Annotated in this window: 19 protein-coding genes; 14 read left to right on the plus strand and 5 right to left on the minus strand. The window is 62.3% G+C overall.

Annotated features, from left to right (window positions below; translation table 11 throughout):
* Positions 1–21 precede the first annotated feature (21 nt).
* Both QCE79_RS00620 and QCE79_RS00625 read right to left on the minus strand, forming a co-directional pair.
* Positions 22–447, minus strand: coding sequence for a hypothetical protein (locus tag QCE79_RS00620; RefSeq protein ID WP_244826804.1), 426 nt, complete (start codon positions 445–447; stop codon positions 22–24).
* A gap of 441 nt (positions 448–888) precedes the next feature.
* Positions 889–1,500 (minus strand): DNA-3-methyladenine glycosylase I, encoded by a 612-nt coding sequence (locus QCE79_RS00625; RefSeq protein ID WP_309841133.1) that lies wholly within the window; start codon positions 1,498–1,500, stop codon positions 889–891.
* Positions 1,501–1,609: 109 nt separating this feature from the next.
* On the opposite strand from QCE79_RS00625, the gene QCE79_RS00630 reads away from it, so the two are divergent.
* On the plus strand, positions 1,610–2,506 hold the full coding sequence (locus QCE79_RS00630) for a BadF/BadG/BcrA/BcrD ATPase family protein (RefSeq protein ID WP_309841134.1): 897 nt from the start codon (positions 1,610–1,612) through the stop codon (positions 2,504–2,506).
* Positions 2,507–2,553: 47 nt separating this feature from the next.
* Positions 2,554–3,378, plus strand: a complete 825-nt coding sequence (locus QCE79_RS00635) for a Cof-type HAD-IIB family hydrolase (RefSeq protein WP_250508483.1) — start codon at positions 2,554–2,556, stop codon at positions 3,376–3,378.
* Between the two features lie 436 nt (positions 3,379–3,814).
* Here QCE79_RS00635 and QCE79_RS00640 read toward each other — a convergent pair whose 3' ends face one another.
* The 3 genes from QCE79_RS00640 to QCE79_RS00650 all read right to left on the minus strand — a co-directional run bounded on the left by QCE79_RS00640 (position 3,815) and on the right by QCE79_RS00650 (position 6,433).
* On the minus strand, positions 3,815–4,099 hold the full coding sequence (locus QCE79_RS00640) for a PXPV repeat protein (RefSeq protein WP_309841136.1): 285 nt from the start codon (positions 4,097–4,099) through the stop codon (positions 3,815–3,817).
* A gap of 298 nt (positions 4,100–4,397) precedes the next feature.
* Complete coding sequence (aqpZ, locus tag QCE79_RS00645) at positions 4,398–5,117, minus strand: aquaporin Z (RefSeq protein WP_244826809.1); 720 nt, start codon at positions 5,115–5,117, stop codon at positions 4,398–4,400.
* 251 nt (positions 5,118–5,368) lie between these two features.
* Entirely contained in the window at positions 5,369–6,433 is a 1,065-nt protein-coding gene (locus QCE79_RS00650; protein ID WP_244826810.1) for a glycosyltransferase family 4 protein, read from the minus strand.
* 649 nt (positions 6,434–7,082) lie between these two features.
* Here QCE79_RS00650 and flhD point away from each other — a divergent pair.
* The 12 genes from flhD to cheZ all read left to right on the plus strand — a co-directional run bounded on the left by flhD (position 7,083) and on the right by cheZ (position 19,026).
* Entirely contained in the window at positions 7,083–7,394 is a 312-nt protein-coding gene (gene flhD, locus QCE79_RS00655; protein WP_309841138.1) for a flagellar transcriptional regulator FlhD, read from the plus strand.
* Between the two features lie 461 nt (positions 7,395–7,855).
* Positions 7,856–8,716, plus strand: a complete 861-nt coding sequence (gene motA / locus QCE79_RS00660; RefSeq protein ID WP_244826812.1) for a flagellar motor stator protein MotA — start codon at positions 7,856–7,858, stop codon at positions 8,714–8,716.
* A 16-nt stretch (positions 8,717–8,732) separates the two neighbouring features.
* Positions 8,733–9,716 (plus strand): flagellar motor protein MotB, encoded by a 984-nt coding sequence (gene motB / locus QCE79_RS00665; protein ID WP_244826813.1) that lies wholly within the window; start codon positions 8,733–8,735, stop codon positions 9,714–9,716.
* A 77-nt stretch (positions 9,717–9,793) separates the two neighbouring features.
* On the plus strand, positions 9,794–10,174 hold the full coding sequence (locus QCE79_RS00670; RefSeq protein ID WP_244826814.1) for a response regulator: 381 nt from the start codon (positions 9,794–9,796) through the stop codon (positions 10,172–10,174).
* 63 nt (positions 10,175–10,237) lie between these two features.
* Positions 10,238–12,499, plus strand: a complete 2,262-nt coding sequence (cheA, locus tag QCE79_RS00675; RefSeq protein WP_309841144.1) for a chemotaxis protein CheA — start codon at positions 10,238–10,240, stop codon at positions 12,497–12,499.
* A 22-nt stretch (positions 12,500–12,521) separates the two neighbouring features.
* Complete coding sequence (gene cheW / locus QCE79_RS00680; protein ID WP_244826816.1) at positions 12,522–13,040, plus strand: chemotaxis protein CheW; 519 nt, start codon at positions 12,522–12,524, stop codon at positions 13,038–13,040.
* A gap of 46 nt (positions 13,041–13,086) precedes the next feature.
* On the plus strand, positions 13,087–14,904 hold the full coding sequence (locus QCE79_RS00685; RefSeq protein WP_309841147.1) for a methyl-accepting chemotaxis protein: 1,818 nt from the start codon (positions 13,087–13,089) through the stop codon (positions 14,902–14,904).
* Positions 14,905–15,051: 147 nt separating this feature from the next.
* Positions 15,052–15,981: a CheR family methyltransferase gene (locus QCE79_RS00690; protein WP_244826818.1), complete on the plus strand. Its 930-nt coding sequence runs from the start codon at positions 15,052–15,054 to the stop codon at positions 15,979–15,981.
* The gene (gene cheD / locus QCE79_RS00695; protein WP_244826819.1) at positions 15,978–16,745 is read left to right on the plus strand and encodes a chemoreceptor glutamine deamidase CheD; all 768 of its coding nucleotides are present in this window, start codon (positions 15,978–15,980) and stop codon (positions 16,743–16,745) included. The genes QCE79_RS00690 and cheD overlap by 4 nt, the downstream gene beginning before the upstream one ends.
* Positions 16,742–17,866 (plus strand): chemotaxis response regulator protein-glutamate methylesterase, encoded by a 1,125-nt coding sequence (locus QCE79_RS00700; protein ID WP_309841150.1) that lies wholly within the window; start codon positions 16,742–16,744, stop codon positions 17,864–17,866. Before cheD ends, QCE79_RS00700 begins: the two co-directional genes overlap by 4 nt.
* Before the next feature lie 54 nt (positions 17,867–17,920).
* Positions 17,921–18,316, plus strand: a complete 396-nt coding sequence (gene cheY / locus QCE79_RS00705) for a chemotaxis response regulator CheY (protein WP_244826821.1) — start codon at positions 17,921–17,923, stop codon at positions 18,314–18,316.
* 38 nt (positions 18,317–18,354) lie between these two features.
* Positions 18,355–19,026: a protein phosphatase CheZ gene (cheZ, locus tag QCE79_RS00710; RefSeq protein WP_309845098.1), complete on the plus strand. Its 672-nt coding sequence runs from the start codon at positions 18,355–18,357 to the stop codon at positions 19,024–19,026.
* Positions 19,027–19,046: the final 20 nt, after the last annotated feature.

Here is a 19,046-nt window from a genome sequence, read left to right on the forward strand (position 1 = left end):
ACATCTCGACACCCGAAGCGCTTATGCAGCCGTTTTCAGGAGCTCGGCCGACAGACCGAACTGGCGCGCGATCGAAGCAAGACGCTCGCGCCATTCCCATTTGCCGAAAACGTCATGCACGTTCTGCAGGCAGGAGAGCAACTCGACGGTGTTGGGATCGAACACGTTGATACGCGCGCGCAAGAGCGCACGCTTGAGACCCGCGACGCCTACATCCATATACGCCGGCACCACTTCGGGCGCCTTCGCGATGTAGCGAATGGGAATGCCTTCCATCGCCGTGATGTAGTCGCGCGGCTGAATGAAGCTGCCGATCGGGCAGCCGCCGCAGTATCCGCGATACGCGCCGCCGCCGTGTGGCAGCAATGCGGCTTGTCCTTGCACGAGAAGATGCTGGACTGCGCGGTTGAAAATGTCCTGATGGGTCAGGAAGTTAAGGCTTTTCATATTCATTCTCCCCTGCGCCCCTGCGCAGCGGCCAAGCGTTGAGTAGTTCGAGCAACCTGCACTTGCGGCACCGGAACAGCGGCGTTGTTGCGACTGCTGTCCGGGTACTGCTTCGAGCATGATGGTTTTCCCGGCCTGGACGCCTAGGTCTCATAGCGTCCTTATGCTCGCGTCGGATTCTTGATTCCTTGAACGATCCGCTTACCGACAGTTATAACGGTTCGGCTCGGTAAAAAGGTGCGGTGGCGCACGCGAGGACGCCATTTTTACATGAACCGCACGTTCGTGCAGTGCGGAAGAAGCATCGGAAACCCTTATCCAATAAGGTTTTAGCGCTGCTTCACTGCAAAAAAACGTCAGCTATAAGGATCTTCCCTGATGCGTAGTTTTTGCACTCAGGCATGTTGCCAAAAAGCAAAGATTTTCCATATCGGACCGGGCTCATTGCTTGGCCTTGGCGGGCGCTTTCCGTTTCGTCTTGATTTTTTGCCGCGCCTGACACGTCGCCGCGTGGTCGTTGACCATGCCGGTCGCCTGCATGAACGCATAGCAAATGGTTGTGCCGATGAACTTGCAGCCGTACTTCTTGAGCGCGCGGCTGAGTTCGTCCGACTCGGGCGTCGATGCTGGTGTTGGATTGTCCGCGCTCCGGGGCGTGTCGATCGGCGCGTCGCCGACGAACGACCACACGAAGCTGGCGAACGACCCGTGCTCCGCCTGAATTTGCTGGACCGCGCGCGCATTGAGCACCGCCGATTCGATCTTCATGCGGTTACGCACCACGCGCGCGTCGCCGACGATCCGCTCGATGTCCTTTGCAGTGAAGCGCGCGACTTTCTCGATATCGAAGTCCGCGAACAGCGCGCGGTAGCCCTCCCGTTTGTTGAGAATGGTCGACCACGAAAGCCCGGCCTGCGCGCCTTCGAGCACCAGCATTTCGAAGAGGTGACGATCGTCGCGGGAGGGCACGCCCCATTCGGTGTCGTGATAGTGGACCATTGCGTCCGTCGTGGCGGTCGCCCAGGAGCAGCGGGTTGCGTCGGTATCGGCCATTGCGTTTCTCGGTTTTCGGATCGCGTCAGGATAGCCGAAGGGCCGCTTTCCGCCACCTCGGCCATTCGGCCAATTGGCGCGCGCCGCCAGCACCGGTAAGCTTGCGGCCATGACTACCTCGACTCTTACTTCTTCCGACGGCTTTCTGCTGGGCATCGACGGCGGCGGCAGCGGCACGCGCGTGATTCTTGCCGATGCTGGCGGCGCCGAACTCGCGCGCGCGAGCGGCGGTCCCTCGGCGCTCGCGCTCGGCGTGGAGCGCGCGTGGCAGGCTATCGGCGATGCCTGCCGGCGCGCCTTGGAAAGCGCCGGTCTGCCGTTCGACTGGAACGCATGCTCGCTCGGCTGCGGTTTGGCTGGCGTCAATAACGCAGACTGGCTCGCGGGCTTTCTTGCTCACGCGCCACGCGTGCGCGCGTTGAGCGTCGAGAGCGACGCCTACACCACGATTCTTGGCGCGCACGGAGGCGACGCGGGCGTGATCGTCGCGCTCGGTACGGGCAGCATCGCGGCATCGCTCGATGAAGCCGGTGTATGCCGAATCGCCGGCGGTTATGGCTTTCCGAGCGGCGACGAAGCCAGCGGCGCGTGGCTCGGCCTGCGCGCGGTCGTGCATCTTCAGCGCGTTCTCGACGGTCGCGCGGATGCCGACGGCTGGTCGCGCGCACTGCTCGAACGCACCGGCGCAAGCGATCGCGACAGCCTTGTCGTGTGGCTCTGCGCCGCCAATCAGACGGTGTACGCCACGCTCGCGCCGCTCGTCTTCGAGTTCCGCGATCATCCGGCGGCGGCGCGTTTGCTCGCGCAGGCCGCACGGGAGATCGAGACGCTCGTCGGCGCGCTCGATCCCGCGGGCAAGCTGCCTGTTGCGTTGTGCGGCGGACTAGCCGCGCTTTACGAGCCGTTCGTGCCTGCCGCCTTGCGCGAACGCGTGCGATCCCCGCGCGCCGATTCGGCCGCTGGCGCGTTGGAACTGGCGAGACGTGCGCATCGTCGGGCGCGATAAAATAGCCCGCTTCGCGGCAGCTTCGATCCGCTCACACAGGGCAGTTCATGTACTCGGCCATTGCAACCGATCTCGACGGCACGCTTCTCAACAGCGACCACCAGCTCGACCCCTTCACCGCGACCACCGTTCGCACGCTCGCGTCGCGCGGCGTACCTATCGTGATCGCGACGGGGCGGCATTATCGCGACGTCGCGGGTATTCGCGATGTGCTCGGTGTCGACGCCTATCTGATCACGTCGAACGGCGCACGCGTGCACGCGCCTGGCGACGAACGCATCTACTCGCGCGATCTCGATCCCGCCGCCGTTCGCCGTCTGGTGCAACCGGATCTTGCGGGCGGCAATGGGCGCGTGATCGTCAACCTCTTCGCCGACGACGCGTGGCTGATCGACCGCCACGCGCCGCAATTGCTCGTTTTCCATCAGGATTCGGGCTTCAAGTACGAGGTGATGGATCTGCGCGAGCACGACGGCGAGAACATCGCGAAGGTGCTGTATATCGGCGAGCCGGCCGATCTGAAAGAGACAGCGGCAAATCTGGAGCGCGAATTCGGCGACTCGCTGTACGTCACCTATTCGCTGCCGGACTGTCTCGAGGTGATGACTTCGGATGTATCGAAGGGACGCGCGCTGCGCTACGTTTTGCAGCGACTGGATATCGATCCCGCACAATGCGTCGCGTTTGGCGACAACATGAACGACATCGATCTGCTCGAAACGGCAGGGCATCCGTTCATGATGAACAACGCGAATCCCGATCTCATCAAGCGGCTGCCGGACGTACCGCGTATTGGCAACAACTTCGAGGCGGGTGTCGCGCATCAGTTGCGCAAGCTTTTCGGGATTCGCGACGACATTGCGGATGCCTGACCTGTTGATGGAGCGTGCGGGGCGTCGGTGGCTCGTGCTGCGACTTCGAGTGCCATCGCAACTGCGGAGGCAACGGCGACCGCGACTGCCATCGCAACTGCGAAGGCGACTGCCATCGTAAGTGCGACTGCGACTCCAACTGCCAACGCAACTGCGACGGCAACGGCGACCGCGAGTGCCATCGCAACTGCGAAGGCGACTGCCACGGTAGGTGCGACTGCGACTCCAACTGCCAACGCAACTGTGACGGCAACGGCGACCGCGAGTGCCATCGCAACTGCGACAACGACCGCGAGTGCCATCGAAACTTCGACGGCGAACGCCACCGTAAGTGCAACTGCGACTGCGACGGCGACGGCGACTTCAACTGCGACCGCCACCGCAGCTCCGGCCGCTGCAGCTCCGGCAACCGCAGCCGCAACCGACTGCGCCGTTCTTATCCGCGACGTCCCCAGCCATTGTGATTGCCGTTGTCATGCCAGCCGGCACGATTCCATCGGCCATTGTCGTGGCCGTAGTTGCCATGCCAGCGCGGTTCGTCATGACGATAATAAGGTCGGCCATACACCGGCGCCGGGCGCACATAAACCGGAGCCGGCGCCACATACGCGGGTGCGCCGAGCGAAACGCCGATGTGAAGATCACTGTGGGCCTGAGCCGCTCCAACCGCACCGATCGCGAGGCCGGCAGCTACGAGCATGTGGGTGACGATGCGCTTCATGGTGTTCTCCTTTAGAGCGACGCGTGTCGCATGAGTCCAATGTAAGCGCCGCGCGTCTTACAAGCCTCGACGAGTTGTTACGGTATGAAAGCGCGTCGTAAAGACGATGAAGCAAGCCGGAGCCTTGTCCAGCAAGGCTTTCAAGCAAGGGAACGGCGCGCCGAACGAAGATAGTAAGCATGCTTCGTAATTGTCCATTACATTTGTCTCGCCGCTTTAATCTAAGAGCACAGAATTCGCGCTGGAAAAGCAAAACGGGCGCACGAGGCGCCCGTCTTTGAAGCATGATCAAACGTACTTAGGCAGTGATCAGTGCCTTTCTGCGTTCGCTCGTCAGGATCGGGTACACCACGCCCGCGACGATTGCACCGGCCAACGGCGCGATCCAGAACAGCCACAACTGGTCGAGTGCCCAGCCGCCGACGAACAATGCCGGGCCAGTCGAACGCGCCGGATTCACCGACGTGTTGGTGACGGGAATCGAGATCAAATGGATGAGCGTGAGGCACAGGCCGATGGCGATCGGCGCGAAACCCTTCGGTGCGCGGTCATCGGTGGCGCCGAGAATGACGAACAGGAAGAAGAAAGTCATTACGCCTTCGCAAACCAGTGCCGCGAGCATCGAATAGTTGCCCGGCGAGTGCTCGCCGAAACCGTTCGCCGCGAAGCCGCTGGCAACCAGATTGAAGTCGGGATTGCCCGTGGCGATCAGCGACAAAACCCATGCGCCGAGCGTCGCGCCGATCACCTGAGCGATGATGTACGGACCGAGATCACGTACCGGGAAGCGGCCCGCAACCGCGAGACCGATGCTGACCGCGGGGTTCAGATGGCAACCCGACACATGGCCGATGGCGTAAGCCATGGTGAGCACGGTGAGACCGAACGCCAGCGAAACGCCAGCCAGGCCAATGCCAACATGAGGAAAGGCCGCGGCAAGCACGGCGCTTCCGCAACCGCCCAGCACAAGCCAGAAAGTACCAAAAATTTCAGCGCCGAGACGCTTCGACAATTGCATGATCCTGCCTTCGTGAAAAATATGAACAACCGTTGACAAAATGCAAGAAAGCTCAACTCCTCTTGCGCAGCGGAGTTTAAGCGCGATTCTTTGGCAAAACTGTCAAAAATGGTTGATTTGCAGTCAATTCACGCGATAACGGCAGAATCTTCGGAATATCCTTAGCGGGTTGAATTGGGCTCACACAATGAAAAACCGCCCGTTGTCGGGCGGTTTTTTTAAACGATACCTAAGGTCTGGCGCGCCGCGTATTAGCCCACTGCGACCTGACGAAGCACCGGACGCTTGGCCGCCTGAAGCATGGCCGTGTAGCTATCGACGTAATTTTGCGCCATGGTCTTCGCGCTGAAACGACGCTCGAACTGCGCGCGGATTTCCGTGCGCGATAGCTCATCTATCCGATGCAGCGCGCCCACTGCGCCTTGCACGTCTTCGCAGATAAAGCCGGTCACGCCATGATCGATCACTTCCGGCACCGAGCCGCGATTGAACGCGATCACCGGCGTGCCGCATGCCATCGCTTCGATCATCACGAGGCCAAACGGCTCGTTCCAGTCGATCGGGAACAGCAGCGCTTTCGCGCCCGACAAGAATTCCGGCTTTTGCGCTTCATTGATCTCGCCGATGAACTCGACATGCGCCTGCGACAAGAGCGGCTCGATGGTCGACTTGAAATATTCCTGGTCGACCTTGTCCACTTTCGCTGCGATCTTCAGCGGCAAACCGCTTTGCGCCGCGATCTTGATGGCCAGATCGGCGCGCTTTTCCGGGCAGATACGGCCGAGGAACGCCAGGTATTCCGGCTTCTTGTGCGGCTGCGGCGTGAGCAAATCTTCCGGCAGACCGTGATAGACCGTGTTCAGCCAGTTCGCTTGCGGCAGCGGCGTGCGTTGATTGTCCGAGATCGAGATCACGTTCGCCTTCGTGAACGTGTTGAAGATCGGCTGGAGTTCAGGCAGGTCGAGACGGCCGTGCAGCGTCGTCACGAAAGGCGTGTCCATCTGCGTGAACAGCGGGAACGGCATGTAGTCGAGGTGGAAGTGCAGCACGTCGAATTCATGCGCGCGGCGGCGGACGGTTTCGAGCAGGAGCATGTGCGGCGCGAGCGCGTCGCGCACGGTCGGGTCGAGGCGCAGCGCGCGCGGCCAGGCCGCATCGAGAGTCGCCTTGGTTTGCGAATCGCCGCTGGCGAACAGAGTTACATCGTGGCCGAGGTCGACGAGTGCGTCGGTCAGATACGACACGACGCGCTCGGTGCCGCCGTAAAACTTCGGGGGAACTGCTTCGTGCAACGGTGCAATTTGTGCGATTCGCATAACGTGACTCTCCTGTTATTTAAGGCATTGCAGTCACGCTCCGGTCGAGCGCTCGACGCATGCCGTTCGGGCGGGCCGCGTTCGTGTAGAAGACGCCGCCCGAGACTGGCCCGGACAAGAAACTGTTCAACCGGGTTATCCCTTACTGCTCATTATCGGGATCGAGCGCGGCATTACACTTCATTTTTCAAACGCTTAACCTTGTTACAGCGCGAAACAACGGCTGTTACGAAGTCAAAAAGTGCATCGATATCAATGACGTAGACGAATTCGACGCACGCAGGGCATTGCCGCGAGGCATTGAAGTAGCACGGATCGGGCCTAAGGCATATGGGCCGGTTCTACGCATGGCACGGGGCGATTCGTGCTCACAGCGTTTCAAGTCAGATGAAAAGCAGCCGATAGTTGAGTTTGGTGCTCCCGATTCGCTCAAACAGCCGTTCAACTATTTCGCGTAGGAATTTTTCTTACACGACGTCGCGGGCTTTTCCGTCGGTAAATCGGTCGATTTATCCGATTGGCGCGCGCTCGAAGCCTCATCGACAATCGAATCCACACCATGAGCGGGGCCGAATCGCCGCAATCCAGAGCGATCCGAGCAAACGTTTCCCGCACGGCCTGACGAGCCGGGTATCGATTCGGGGAAAAGATGACGGCCAGCACAACCACCACGCTCGCGGAGATTCGCGAGCTTAATCTCGCGTACTTGCTTCTGGCGCAGCAGCTATTGCTTGCGGACCGCGCTTCGGCCATGGCTCGGCTGGCGCTTTCGGACGACGTGGCGCAGTTACTGGCTTCGCTTTCGCCCGCGCAGGCGGTGAGGGTGGCGTCGTCGAGCCATTTGCTGTGCCGCTTTCGCTTCGACGATCACGCCATCCTTTCGTCACTCGACGAAAAGGACAAAAGCGCAGCGCCGGACGCGACCCTCCTCGCGGATGCATTGGCGATAGAAGCCGGCTGATCTGCGCGTTGATTCGAGCCGATCACGGCGGCGTTTGCGTTCCACGTTCACAGCGCTGACCGAACGCAACGGCGCGCAGCCGGCATGAACCGATCGGACGAGCGGCCGCCGTGCCAACACCTCGTAAGTTGGTCGGCATACGTCTGCGGCCCATGACAGGCGACCCATGCAGTGAGCCGCCTCGCTGCCAGATCGACGCACGTCTCGCGGTCAACTCGTCTTTAACCACGAACAACTGGCTTATCGCGAAGAGCTATACGCCGCCATCGCGCGCACGAAAAGGCACTCGCACCGTAGCTTCCCCGCGCGTCATGCGCCATTGCGCCGCATGTCGTCAGAGCCCCATCCCACGCGGGTTTTAGCGTTTGCCTCACCTCCCGGTCATGCACCAAAGTTTTCCCTTGCCGTGCCGTAAACCCACATAACGGCGGTCATCCCGCAACTACCTTGAGGACTCGACTGTGCTGATTTTCGTTGGAACGCTCGTGACATTGCTGTCCGTATTCGGCGGTTACGCGCTCGAAGGCGGCCACCTTGGCGCGCTCGTGCAACCGGTCGAAATCTTGATGATCGCGGGCGCGGGTGTCGGCGCATTCATCCTCGGTAACGGCATCAAGACGATCAAGTCGACGCTGCGCGTCATTCCCACGCTGTTCAAGGGCTCCAAGTACAACAAGGATGTGTACATGGAACTGATGGGTCTGCTCTACGTCCTGCTCGCCAAGGCGCGCAAGGAAGGCACGCTCACCCTCGAAAGCGATATCGACGATCCCCATAAAAGCCCGATCTTCGGTCAGTACCCGAAGATTCTCGCGGACGAGCACATCGTCGAATTCCTGACGGATTATCTGCGGCTGATGGTCGGCGGCAACATGAACGCGTTCGAGATCGAAAGCCTCATGGACGAGGAAATCGAGACGCATCACGCCGAAGGCGAAGCGCCCGCACAAGCGCTGCACAAAGTGGGCGACGCCATGCCCGCGTTCGGTATCGTCGCGGCCGTCATGGGCGTCGTGCACACGATGGCTTCCGCCGATCAGCCGCCCGCGATTCTCGGCGAGATGATCGCGCAGGCGCTCGTCGGCACCTTCCTCGGCATTCTGCTTTCGTATGGCTTCATCGGCCCGCTCGCGGGCGTGGCGGAGCAGCGCGTGGCCGAGCAGACCAAGATGTTTCAGTGCATCAAGGTGACGATCCTTGCGAGTCTGAACGGCTATGCGCCCGCCATCTCGGTGGAGTTCGGCCGCAAGGTGCTGTTCTCGACCGAGCGCCCGTCGTTCTCCGAACTGGAAGAACACGTGCGCCGGGTCCGCGCGAAGTGAAGCGAGGAACGACGCCATGAGTTCACCCGACAAAGACCGGCCAATTTTCATCAAGCGTATCGTCGCGGGCCGCAAGGGACATCACGGCGGCGCGTGGAAGCTTGCCTACGCGGACTTCATGACCGCGATGATGGCGTTCTTCCTGCTCATGTGGCTTCTGAGTTCGACTTCGCCGGTGCAACGACGCGGTATCGCCGAATACTTCAACACGCCGCTCAAGGCCGCGATGGTCGGCGGCAAGACCGTCGGCATGGACTCCAGCATCATCATGGGCGGCGGGCGCGATCTGTCGAGCCCCGAGCCCGGCACGGTGCGCACCACCGAAGGCAATACGCCGTTCGCGGTGCGCTCATCGGCAAGACCCGATGAAGCCGCGTTGAGACAAGCCGAAGGCGAGATCGAACGCCGCGAGCAAGAGCGCCTGCACGACCTCCAGGTGAAGCTCATGTCGGCCGTCGAGGCCAACCCGACCTTGCGCCAGTTCAGGCAGCAGATACGCATCGATTCGACCCAGCAGGGCTTGCGCATCGAGATTGTCGATACCCAGAAGCGGCCCATGTTCGCGCTCTCCAGCGACTCCGTGCAGCCGTACATGCGCGACATTTTGCGCGAGATAGGCAAGACGCTGAACGACGTGCCCAATCGAATAGTCGTGCAAGGACATACGGATGCCGTGAAGTACGCCGGCGGCGACAAGGGCTACAGCAACTGGGAACTGTCGGCGGACCGCGCGAACGCGTCGCGGCGCGAGCTGATCTATGGCGGCATGGACGAAGCGAAGGTGCTGCGCGTGCTCGGGCTTGCATCGACGCAGAACCTGAATCGCAAGGACGCGATGGACCCGGAAAACCGGCGCATCAGCATCATCGTGCTCAACCGGCGCGCGGAGAGCGCCATGTTGCGCGACGACGGCGCGCCGCCCGCGACATTCGACAACGCGGCGGGCGCGGCTCCCGTGCTGGACAAACTCGCGCCCGTATTCCAAGCGCGACCGCAATAAAAGCGAAATCCGCGCGAAAGACTCTCAAGACTCCACACGTTTTAGCCGTCAACCCGGCAAGACCGCAAGAGACACACATGATCAAGAACATTCTGGCAATCGACGATTCCGCCGCCATGCGGCAGATTCTCTCCGCCACGCTGACGACGGCGGGCTACGAAGTGACCGTCGCGTCGGACGGCAACGAAGGGCTCGAATGGGCCCTCGCCGAGCGTTTCGATCTCGTCCTGACGGACCAGCACATGCCCGGCAAGAGCGGGCTCGATTTGATCGCGGAGTTGCGGGTGAATCACGCCTACCAGGCAACGCCGGTGCTCGTGCTGACGACCGAGGACAGCGAAGCGTTCAAGGACGCGGCGCGCGCGGCGGGAGCGACCGGCTGGATTCAGAAGCCGCTCGATCCCGAGCTCTTGACCGAGTTGGTGGCGGCACTGTCGGAACCCGAAGAGCAGCACTGAGCAAGACGAAGCAAACCTCGACCGAATAACGCGACTGAACAGCATTTCTGCGGTGACTCAAGCATGACACTCGACATTACCCAGTTCTATCAGACCTTCTTCGACGAAGCAGACGAACTGCTCGCGCAGATGGAGCAGCTGCTGCTCGTTCTGGACATTGCGAATCCCGATCCGGAAGACCTCGCGGCGATCTTTCGCGCGGCGCATTCGATCAAGGGCGGCGCGGCGACCTTCGGCTTTACGGCGCTCACGGAAACGACGCACATCCTCGAATCGCTTCTGGACCGCGCGCGCAACAACGAACTCGTCCTGCGCCGCGACATGATCGATACCTTCCTCGCGACAAAGGACGTGCTCTCGGACCAGCTCGCCGCGTATCGCGCGAGCGCCGAGCCGGATGCGGCTGCGGCCGCGGCGATCTGCGCGAAACTCGAGCGTCTGAAGCACGAAGACCCGGAAGCGCCGGCGGCACCGGTGATAGAAGAAGCCGCCGCCGTCATCGAGAAGGCGCAACAACACGAATTCGCCTACGAAGGCCCGAACGCTCCGCCCGCGCATGTCATCGCGCAGGCTGCGGAAGCGATCGAGGACGACGGCACGTGGGACGGCGCGTTCGAAGTCACGGACGGCGCACCGATTGCAGGAACCGCTGCGGCAGCATCGGCAGCGGAAGCAGGACCCCACCTGAAAATTACGCTACGGGGGGTGGGCGAGAAGGACCTGGCGACTTTGACCGAGGAGCTGGGTAACCTGGGAAGTATCGTCGGAGAAAAGAAGACTGACGCCGAACTCGTGCTTTGGCTCGAGTCGGACGTGAGCGCCGACGACATCGTGGCCGTGTGCTGCTTCGTGATCGATGAATCGCAGATCGGAATCGGCCGTGGCAATGCGGCGGATCAGTCGGCGCAGTCGCCGGCCGCATCCGTCGAAGTACCGCCGGCAACGGCGGCGCATCACGCGCTACAGCAACAGCCGGACGCATCGCAGGCGCTCGACGCGTCTGCATCCACGGCGCAACAAAAACAACAAGCGGCGACGGCGGCGGTCCCGGAGACTGCCGCCCAACCGTCACAGAAACCGGCCAACGCCAATACGAACGATGCCGATAAAAAGGCGCGTCCGGCAGCGGCCGCATCGGCGGAAGGCAGCTCGATTCGCGTCGGCGTGGAGAAGGTCGATCAGCTCATCAACCTGGTGGGCGAACTGGTCATCACGCAGGCGATGCTCGCGGAAACGACGAGCACGTTCGATCCTGCATTGCACGACCGTCTTTTCAACGGCATGGCGCAGCTCGAACGCAACGCGCGCGATCTGCAAGAAGCCGTCATGTCCATCCGCATGATGCCGATGGATTACGTATTCAGCCGCTTCCCCCGGCTCGTGCGCGATATCGCGGGCAAGCTCGGCAAGGACGTGGAACTCGTCACGTTCGGTCAGGCGACCGAACTGGACAAGAGCCTGATCGAACGCATCATCGATCCGCTCACGCACCTCGTGCGCAACTCGCTCGATCACGGCATCGAAACCGTGGAAGCGCGTCGCGCGGCGGGCAAGTCGACGACCGGCCAGCTCGTGTTGTCGGCGGCGCATCACGGCGGCAACATCGTGATCGAAGTCAGCGACGACGGCGCGGGCCTGCGCCGCGACAAGATTCTCGCGAAGGCGCAGAAGCAGGGCATGCAGGTTTCCGAGTCGATGAGCGACGAGGAAGTGTGGCAGCTCATCTTCATGCCGGGCTTCTCGACCGCCGAACAGGTGACGGACATTTCCGGCCGCGGCGTGGGCATGGACGTGGTCAAGCGCAACATCCAGTCGATGGGCGGCCACGTCGAAATCAAGTCGCGTGAAGGCGCGGGCACGACCACCAAGATCGTGCTGCCGCTCACGCTCGCGATTCTCGACGGCATGTCGGTGAAGGTCGGCAGCGAGATCTTCATTCTGCCGCTCAACTTCGTGATGGAGTCGCTTCAGCCGGTGGCCGAAGACATCTACACGGTCGCCAACGGCGAGCGCGTGGTGCGCGTGCGCGGTGAGTATCTGCCGCTCGTGGCGCTGCATGCCGTGTTCGACGTGGAGAACGCGCGCACCGAGCCCACGCAAGGCATCGTCACCATCATGCAGACCGAAGGCCGGCGCTTCGCCATGCTGATCGACGAACTCGTCGGCCAGCAGCAAGTGGTCGTGAAGAATCTCGAAACCAATTATCGCAAGGTGCACGGCATTTCAGCCGCGACCATTCTGGGCGATGGCAGCGTCGCGCTGATCGTCGACGTGGCCGCGCTCAACCGCGAATCGCGTGTGCAGCACAGCGCGCACGCTCATTAACACCCGCATCGAAGGAGTTACCGTGGCAGACATTCAAAACATCCATTCCGCGACGTCTTCGCGTCGCGACGCGCAACACGCGGAAGCCGCCGGACAAGAGTTTCTGGTGTTCACGCTCGGCGCCGAAGAGTACGGCATCGACATCCTGAAGGTGCAGGAGATTCGCGGTTACGACAACGTGACGCGCATTGCCAATGCGCCTTCGTTCATCAAGGGCGTGATCAATCTGCGCGGCATCATCGTGCCGATCGTGGACATGCGCATCAAGTTCAATCTGGGTCGCGTCGAGTACGACAACCAGACGGTCGTGATCATTCTGAACGTCGCGCATCGCGTGGTCGGCATGGTGGTCGACGGCGTCTCGGACGTGCTCACGCTCACGCAAGAGCAAGTGATGCCCGCGCCCGAATTCGGCGCGACGCTGACCTCCGAATATCTGACGGGCTTAGGCACCGTGGATGGCCGCATGCTGATTCTGATGGACATCGAGAAGCTCATGACGAGCCGCGAGATGGAATTGATCGACTCGGTTGCCGCTTAAAACAACCGCGTTCGTGTACCGAAGCGCGGGCTCAGGGAAGAAAGACATGTTCAAGAAGTTGTCGATCCGCACGATGCTCACGCTCGTCGGACTGCTATTCGTCAGTTGCGCGGCCGTGATCGGCGCGCTGTCGCTCGTCGGCCTGAACTCGGCGAGCCATTCGCTCACGTCGCTCGCGCAGGAAGACATGGTCGCGATGCGCGCGCTCGCGGAGACCTCGTCGTATCTGCTGCGCTCGCGCATCACGCTCGACCGCGTGCGTTCGCTCGCCGAAGCGGGCAACGACGCGGAAGCGAAGAAAGCGCTGGACCGCGGCCAGTATCTGCTCGACAAGAGCAACGAGAACTGGAAGCTCTATCTCGACACCCATAAGCCGATGCTGCCGAAGACCACGCTCGATGAGCTCGTGGCGCAGCACGACACGCTCGTGAAGACGGGCGTCGAGCCGGAATTCACCGCGATCCGCGCGAACGACACGGCCGCGTATCACGCCATCGCGGATACGAAGATCAGCCCGATGTTCGTGTCCTTCGATCAGGCGGTAGTCGCGGCGGTGGCGTTCCAGCAGAAGCACGCGGAAGAATCGCGCTCGAACACGGCGTCGCACATCTCGACGCTTAGCCTGACCATCGGCGCGCTGCTCGCGTTGTCGGTGCTCATTCTCATCGGGACGCGCATCGCGTTGCGCGGCCTTATCGTGCAGCCGATCAACGACGCCGTCGATCACTTCGACCGCATCTCGCGCGGCGATCTCACGAAGTCGGCGCATACCGACAGCACGAACGAAATCGGGCGTCTGTTCGCGGGCATCGAACGCATGCGAACGGACCTGACGCATATGGTCGGCGCGGTGCATCGCGGCGCGGAATCGATCGATGTCGGCGCGCATGAAATTTCGAGCGGCAACACGGACCTCTCGCAACGCACGGAAGAACAGGCGGCGTCGCTGCAGGAAACGGCGTCGAGCATGGAAGAGCTGACGAGCACGGTCAAGCAGAACGCGGACAACGCGCGTCAGGCAAGCCAGCTTGCGGTGAACGCGTCGGATATCGCGTCGCGCGGCGGCCAGGTCGTCGAGCAGGTCGTCGATACGATGAACGCGATTGCATCGAGTTCGAGCAAGGTCGTGGACATCATCGGCGTGATCGAAGGCATCGCGTTCCAGACCAACATTCTCGCGTTGAACGCGGCCGTGGAAGCGGCGCGTGCAGGCGAGGAAGGACGCGGGTTCGCGGTCGTGGCGGGCGAAGTGCGCTCGCTTGCACAACGCAGCGCGGCGGCGGCGAAGGAAATCAAGGCGCTCATCGGCGATTCGGCCGGCAAGGTGCAAAGCGGCTCCGAACTCGTCACGCGCGCCGGTGAAACCATGGGCGAGATCGTGCAGGCGGTGCGCCGCGTGACCGACATCATGGGCGAGATCAGCGCGGCATCGGAAGAGCAGTCCGATGGCATCGAGCAGGTGAATCGCGCCGTCACGCAGATGGACAGCGTCACGCAACAGAACGCGGCCCTCGTCGAGGAAGCGGCGGCTGCCGCGGCATCGCTCGAAGAGCAGACGCGGCAACTGAAGGACGTGGTCGGCCAATGGCGCATCGAAGCAGGCACCAAGACCGTTGCCGCGCCCGCTGCACGCGTGGCGCCGAAGGCTGCCGTCTCGAAGGCGAAGACGTTCAAGCGCGCCGAACCCACAAAAGTTTCGCACGAGGCTAACGTCGCGTGCGAACCGGCCGTTATCAAGGTAACGGCAAGCGAAGCGCAACAGCCAGCGAAGAAGCCCGCGCCGCGTATGGCAGCGAAAGCCGCCGTGAGCGCACCGCGCGCCAAGGCGACGACCGCGGACGACGGCGACTGGGAAACCTTCTAAGCCGGGTTTGCAAACAGCAGCGACCATGCAGGCTTTCGACATGAGCTCCGTTCGCGGAGAACAGCGACGACAAAGCCACGCAAGATCGCATTCAACGACACAACGGCGCGCGTCGCCGAAGAAGACGCCAGGGAAGCACGAAGCATCATGACGGCAACGCGCAACGCACGCATCGACCCGGCCGCCGGCACGCGCGGCTCCGAAGTCGAACGCGACTTCGAATTCACGGCAGCGGACTTCGCTCGCATTCGCGGACTGATCCATCGCCGCGCGGGCATTTCGCTCTCCGACCACAAGCGCGACATGGCGTACAGCCGTCTCGCCCGCCGTCTGCGCGCATGCGGCATCGACACGTTCAAGCTGTATCTGGACCGGCTGGAAGCCAACGAAGACAGCAACGAATGGGAAGCCTTCGTCAATGCGCTGACCACGAACCTCACCGCGTTTTTCCGCGAGTCGCATCACTTTCCGATTCTCGCGGACTTCGCCAAGCGCCGGCAGCAACCGGTGTCGGTGTGGTGCTCGGCGGCATCGACGGGTGAAGAGCCTTACTCGATCGCGATGACGCTCGTCGAAGCGCTCGGCGATCACGCCGCGCGCCAGTGCACGGTGTTCGCAAGCGATATCGACAGCCAGGTGCTCGCCAAGGCCGACGCCGGCGTGTATTCGCTCGATCAGGTGAAGACGCTGCCGGCGGACCGCCTCAAGCGTTTTTTCCTGAAAGGCACGGGCGCGCATGCGGGCCTCGTGAAGGTTCGTCCCGAGCTGCGCGCGATGGTGAACTTCGGCCGCGTGAATCTGACGGATGCGCGCTACGACATCAAGGGTCCGTTCGACGCGATCTTCTGCCGCAACGTGATGATCTACTTCGACAAGCCGACGCAATCGCACGTGCTGTCGCGCTTCGATCCGCTGATGAAGCCGGGCGGCCTGCTGTTCGCGGGACACTCGGAAAACTTCACGTATGTGTCGCAGGCGTTCCGTTTGCGCGGCCAGACCGTGTACGAACTGACGCGCGACATGAAGAACGCGGGCGCGGCGAAACAGACGAAGGCGCTGGCGGGAGAAGTGGCATGAGCGGCCTGCCGATCGCGTCGAATCTGTATTTCGACAATCACTTTCAGAAGCCGGGCGTGAAGCTCCTGCCGAACGAGTTTTACATGACGAGCGAAGACATGGTGCTCGTGACCGTGCTCGGCTCGTGCGTGGCGGCGTGCATCAACGATCGCACGGCGGGCATTGGCGGGATGAATCATTTCATGTTGCCCGACGACGGTTCGGATGCGTCGGCGGCGGCGTCCGATTCGATGCGCTACGGCGCCTATGCGATGGAAGTGCTGATCAACGAACTCATCAAGCGCGGCGGACGGCGTGAGCGTTTCGAAGCGAAGGTGTTTGGCGGCGGCGCGGTGCTCGCGGGCATGACGACCATCAATATCGGCGATCGTAATTCGGAGTTCGTGCGGCGTTATCTCGCGCTGGAAAAGATTCGTATCGTCGCCGAGGATTTGCAGGGCATGCATCCGCGCAAGGTGGCGTTCATGCCGCGCTCGGGACAAGTGATGGTCAAGAAACTGAAGGCCGCGCACGAGCCGGTGGTGGTGGAACGCGAGCAGGCGCTCGTGCAGCGCACGCCGGAAGAACGCGCGGAGCGGCTCGCAAAGGCACGCTCGCGGGTCGAGTTATTCAACACGAAGCCGGGTGCGGCGGGCGCCACGGGCAAGCCGCGCGTGGAACTGTTCGGCGCATCGAGTGCGGCGGGCGCAAAGCCCCGGGCCGAGCTTTTCAGCAGCGGCCTGGCGCGTGCGCCGCGCAGCACCAGAGCGGCGGAGGAAGCATGAGTATCGTCAACGCGAACAACAAGCCGGCGACGCCGAAGATCAACGTACTGTGCGTCGACGATTCGGCGCTGGTGCGCAGCCTGATGACCGAGATCATCAACTCGCAGCCCGACATGCACGTGTGCGCGACCGCGCCCGATCCGCTCGTCGCACGTGAGCTCATCAAGCTGCATAACCCGGACGTACTGACGCTGGATGTCGAAATGCCGCGCATGGACGGCCTCGACTTCCTGGAAAAGTTGATGCGCCTGCGGCCGATGCCGGTCGTGATGGTGTCGTCGCTGACCGAGCGCGGCAACGAAATCACGTTGCGCGCGCTGGAACTCGGCGCGGTGGATTTCGTGACGAAGCCGAAAGTCGGCATCCGCGACGGCATGCTCGATTACGCGGAGAAGCTCGCCGACAAGATTCGCGCGGCGTCGCGCGCTCGCGTGCGGCAGACGACGCATGCGGCAAGCGCGCCCGCCAGCGCGGGGTCGGCTGCCGCCGTGCGGCCCGCGCCGTTTTTGAACAACCCGTTGGTATCGACGGAAAAGCTGGTGATCGTCGGGGCATCGACGGGCGGAACGGAAGCGATCCGCGAAGTGCTCGTGCCGCTGCCGCCCGATGCGCCCGCCGTGCTGATCGCGCAACACATGCCGCCCGGCTTCACGAAGTCGTTCGCGCAGCGTCTGAACGGACTATGCCGTATCACGGTGAAGGAAGCCGAACACGGCGAGCGTGTCTTGCCGGGCCACGCGTATATCGCGCCGGGCCACGCGCATCTGGTGCTCGCGCGCAGCGGAGCGAACTACGTGGCGCATCTGTCGGACGCGCCGCCGGTCAACCGGCATCGTCCCTCGGTGGATGTGCTGTTTCGCTCGGCCGCGCAGCACGCGGGCAAGAACGCGATCGGCGTGATCCTGACCGGCATGGGCCGCGACGGCGCGGCCGGCCTGCTCGACATGCAGCAGGCGGGCGCTTGCACGCTTGCGCAGGATGAAGCGAGTTGCGTGGTGTTCGGCATGCCGCGCGAAGCAATTGCAATGGGCGGTGCGAGCGAAATCGCGCCGCTCAACGAAATGAGCCGGCGCGTCATGGCGCGGCTTGCCTCGATGGGCGAACGCGTGCAGCGCGTCTGATTTTTCACTTTGGATTCGCGGCGTCGCGCCGCATTGAAACAACCGGGAGTAGTGATGGACAAGAACATGAAGATCCTCGTCGTCGACGATTTTCCGACGATGCGCCGTATCGTGCGCAATCTGCTGAAAGAGCTCGGCTATTCGAATGTCGATGAAGCCGAAGATGGCGCCGCCGGTCTCGCGCGACTGCGCGGCGGCGGCTTCGACTTCGTCATCTCCGACTGGAACATGCCGAACCTCGACGGCCTCGCCATGCTGCAGCAGATTCGCGCGGACGCCAACCTCTCGCATTTGCCGGTACTCATGGTGACGGCGGAATCGAAGAAGGAAAACATCATCGCGGCGGCGCAAGCCGGTGCGAATGGTTACGTCGTTAAGCCGTTCACGGCCGCCACGCTCGACGAGAAGCTCAGCAAGATTCTCGAGAAGATGGCCAAAGCGGGGAGCTGATCGTGAACGATCTGACTACTGATTTTGCCGCCCCGCTCATGCAGGCGGAGATCGAGAACGATCAGTCCACTGACCGGATTCTCGCCCGCATCGGGCAACTGACGCGCACGCTGCGCGACTCGATGCGCGAACTCGGCCTCGACAAGCAGGTGGAAGCGGCAGCCGTTGCCGTTCCGGACGCACGCGATCGCCTGAAGTACGTCGCCACGATGACCGAGCAGGCTGCCGAGCGCGCGCTCAACGCGATCGAACTCGCGAAGCCGATGCAAGAAGCGATGCAGCGCGAAGCGCAGGCGCTCGATGCACGCTGGGAGCAATGGTACGGCGCGCCGCTCGGACAGGGCGAAGCGGGCGAATTGCTCGCGGATACGCGCACGTTTCTGCAAAGCGTTCCGGCGAAGACGCAGGCGACCAATGCGCAACTGCTCGAAATCATGCTCGCGCAGGATTTCCAGGATTTGACCGGACAGGTCATCAACAAGATCACGGATGTCGTGTATCTCATTGAACAGCAATTGCTTGGCGTGCTGCTCGAAAACATCGCACCGGAGCGGCGCGAGCAGTTCGCGGCATCGGCGGCGGCGCTCGTCTCTTCGAGCGGCAGCCCGGAAGCCTTGCTCAACGGTCCGCAGATCAATCCGCAAGGCCGCAGCGATGTCGTGCAGGATCAGTCGCAAGTGGACGACCTGCTGGCGAGCCTGGGTTTTTAAGCTCCTGCATCGGCGGCTTT

The sequence above is a fragment of the Caballeronia sp. LZ003 genome (genome assembly GCF_031451465.1).
GTDB lineage: Bacteria > Pseudomonadota > Gammaproteobacteria > Burkholderiales > Burkholderiaceae > Caballeronia.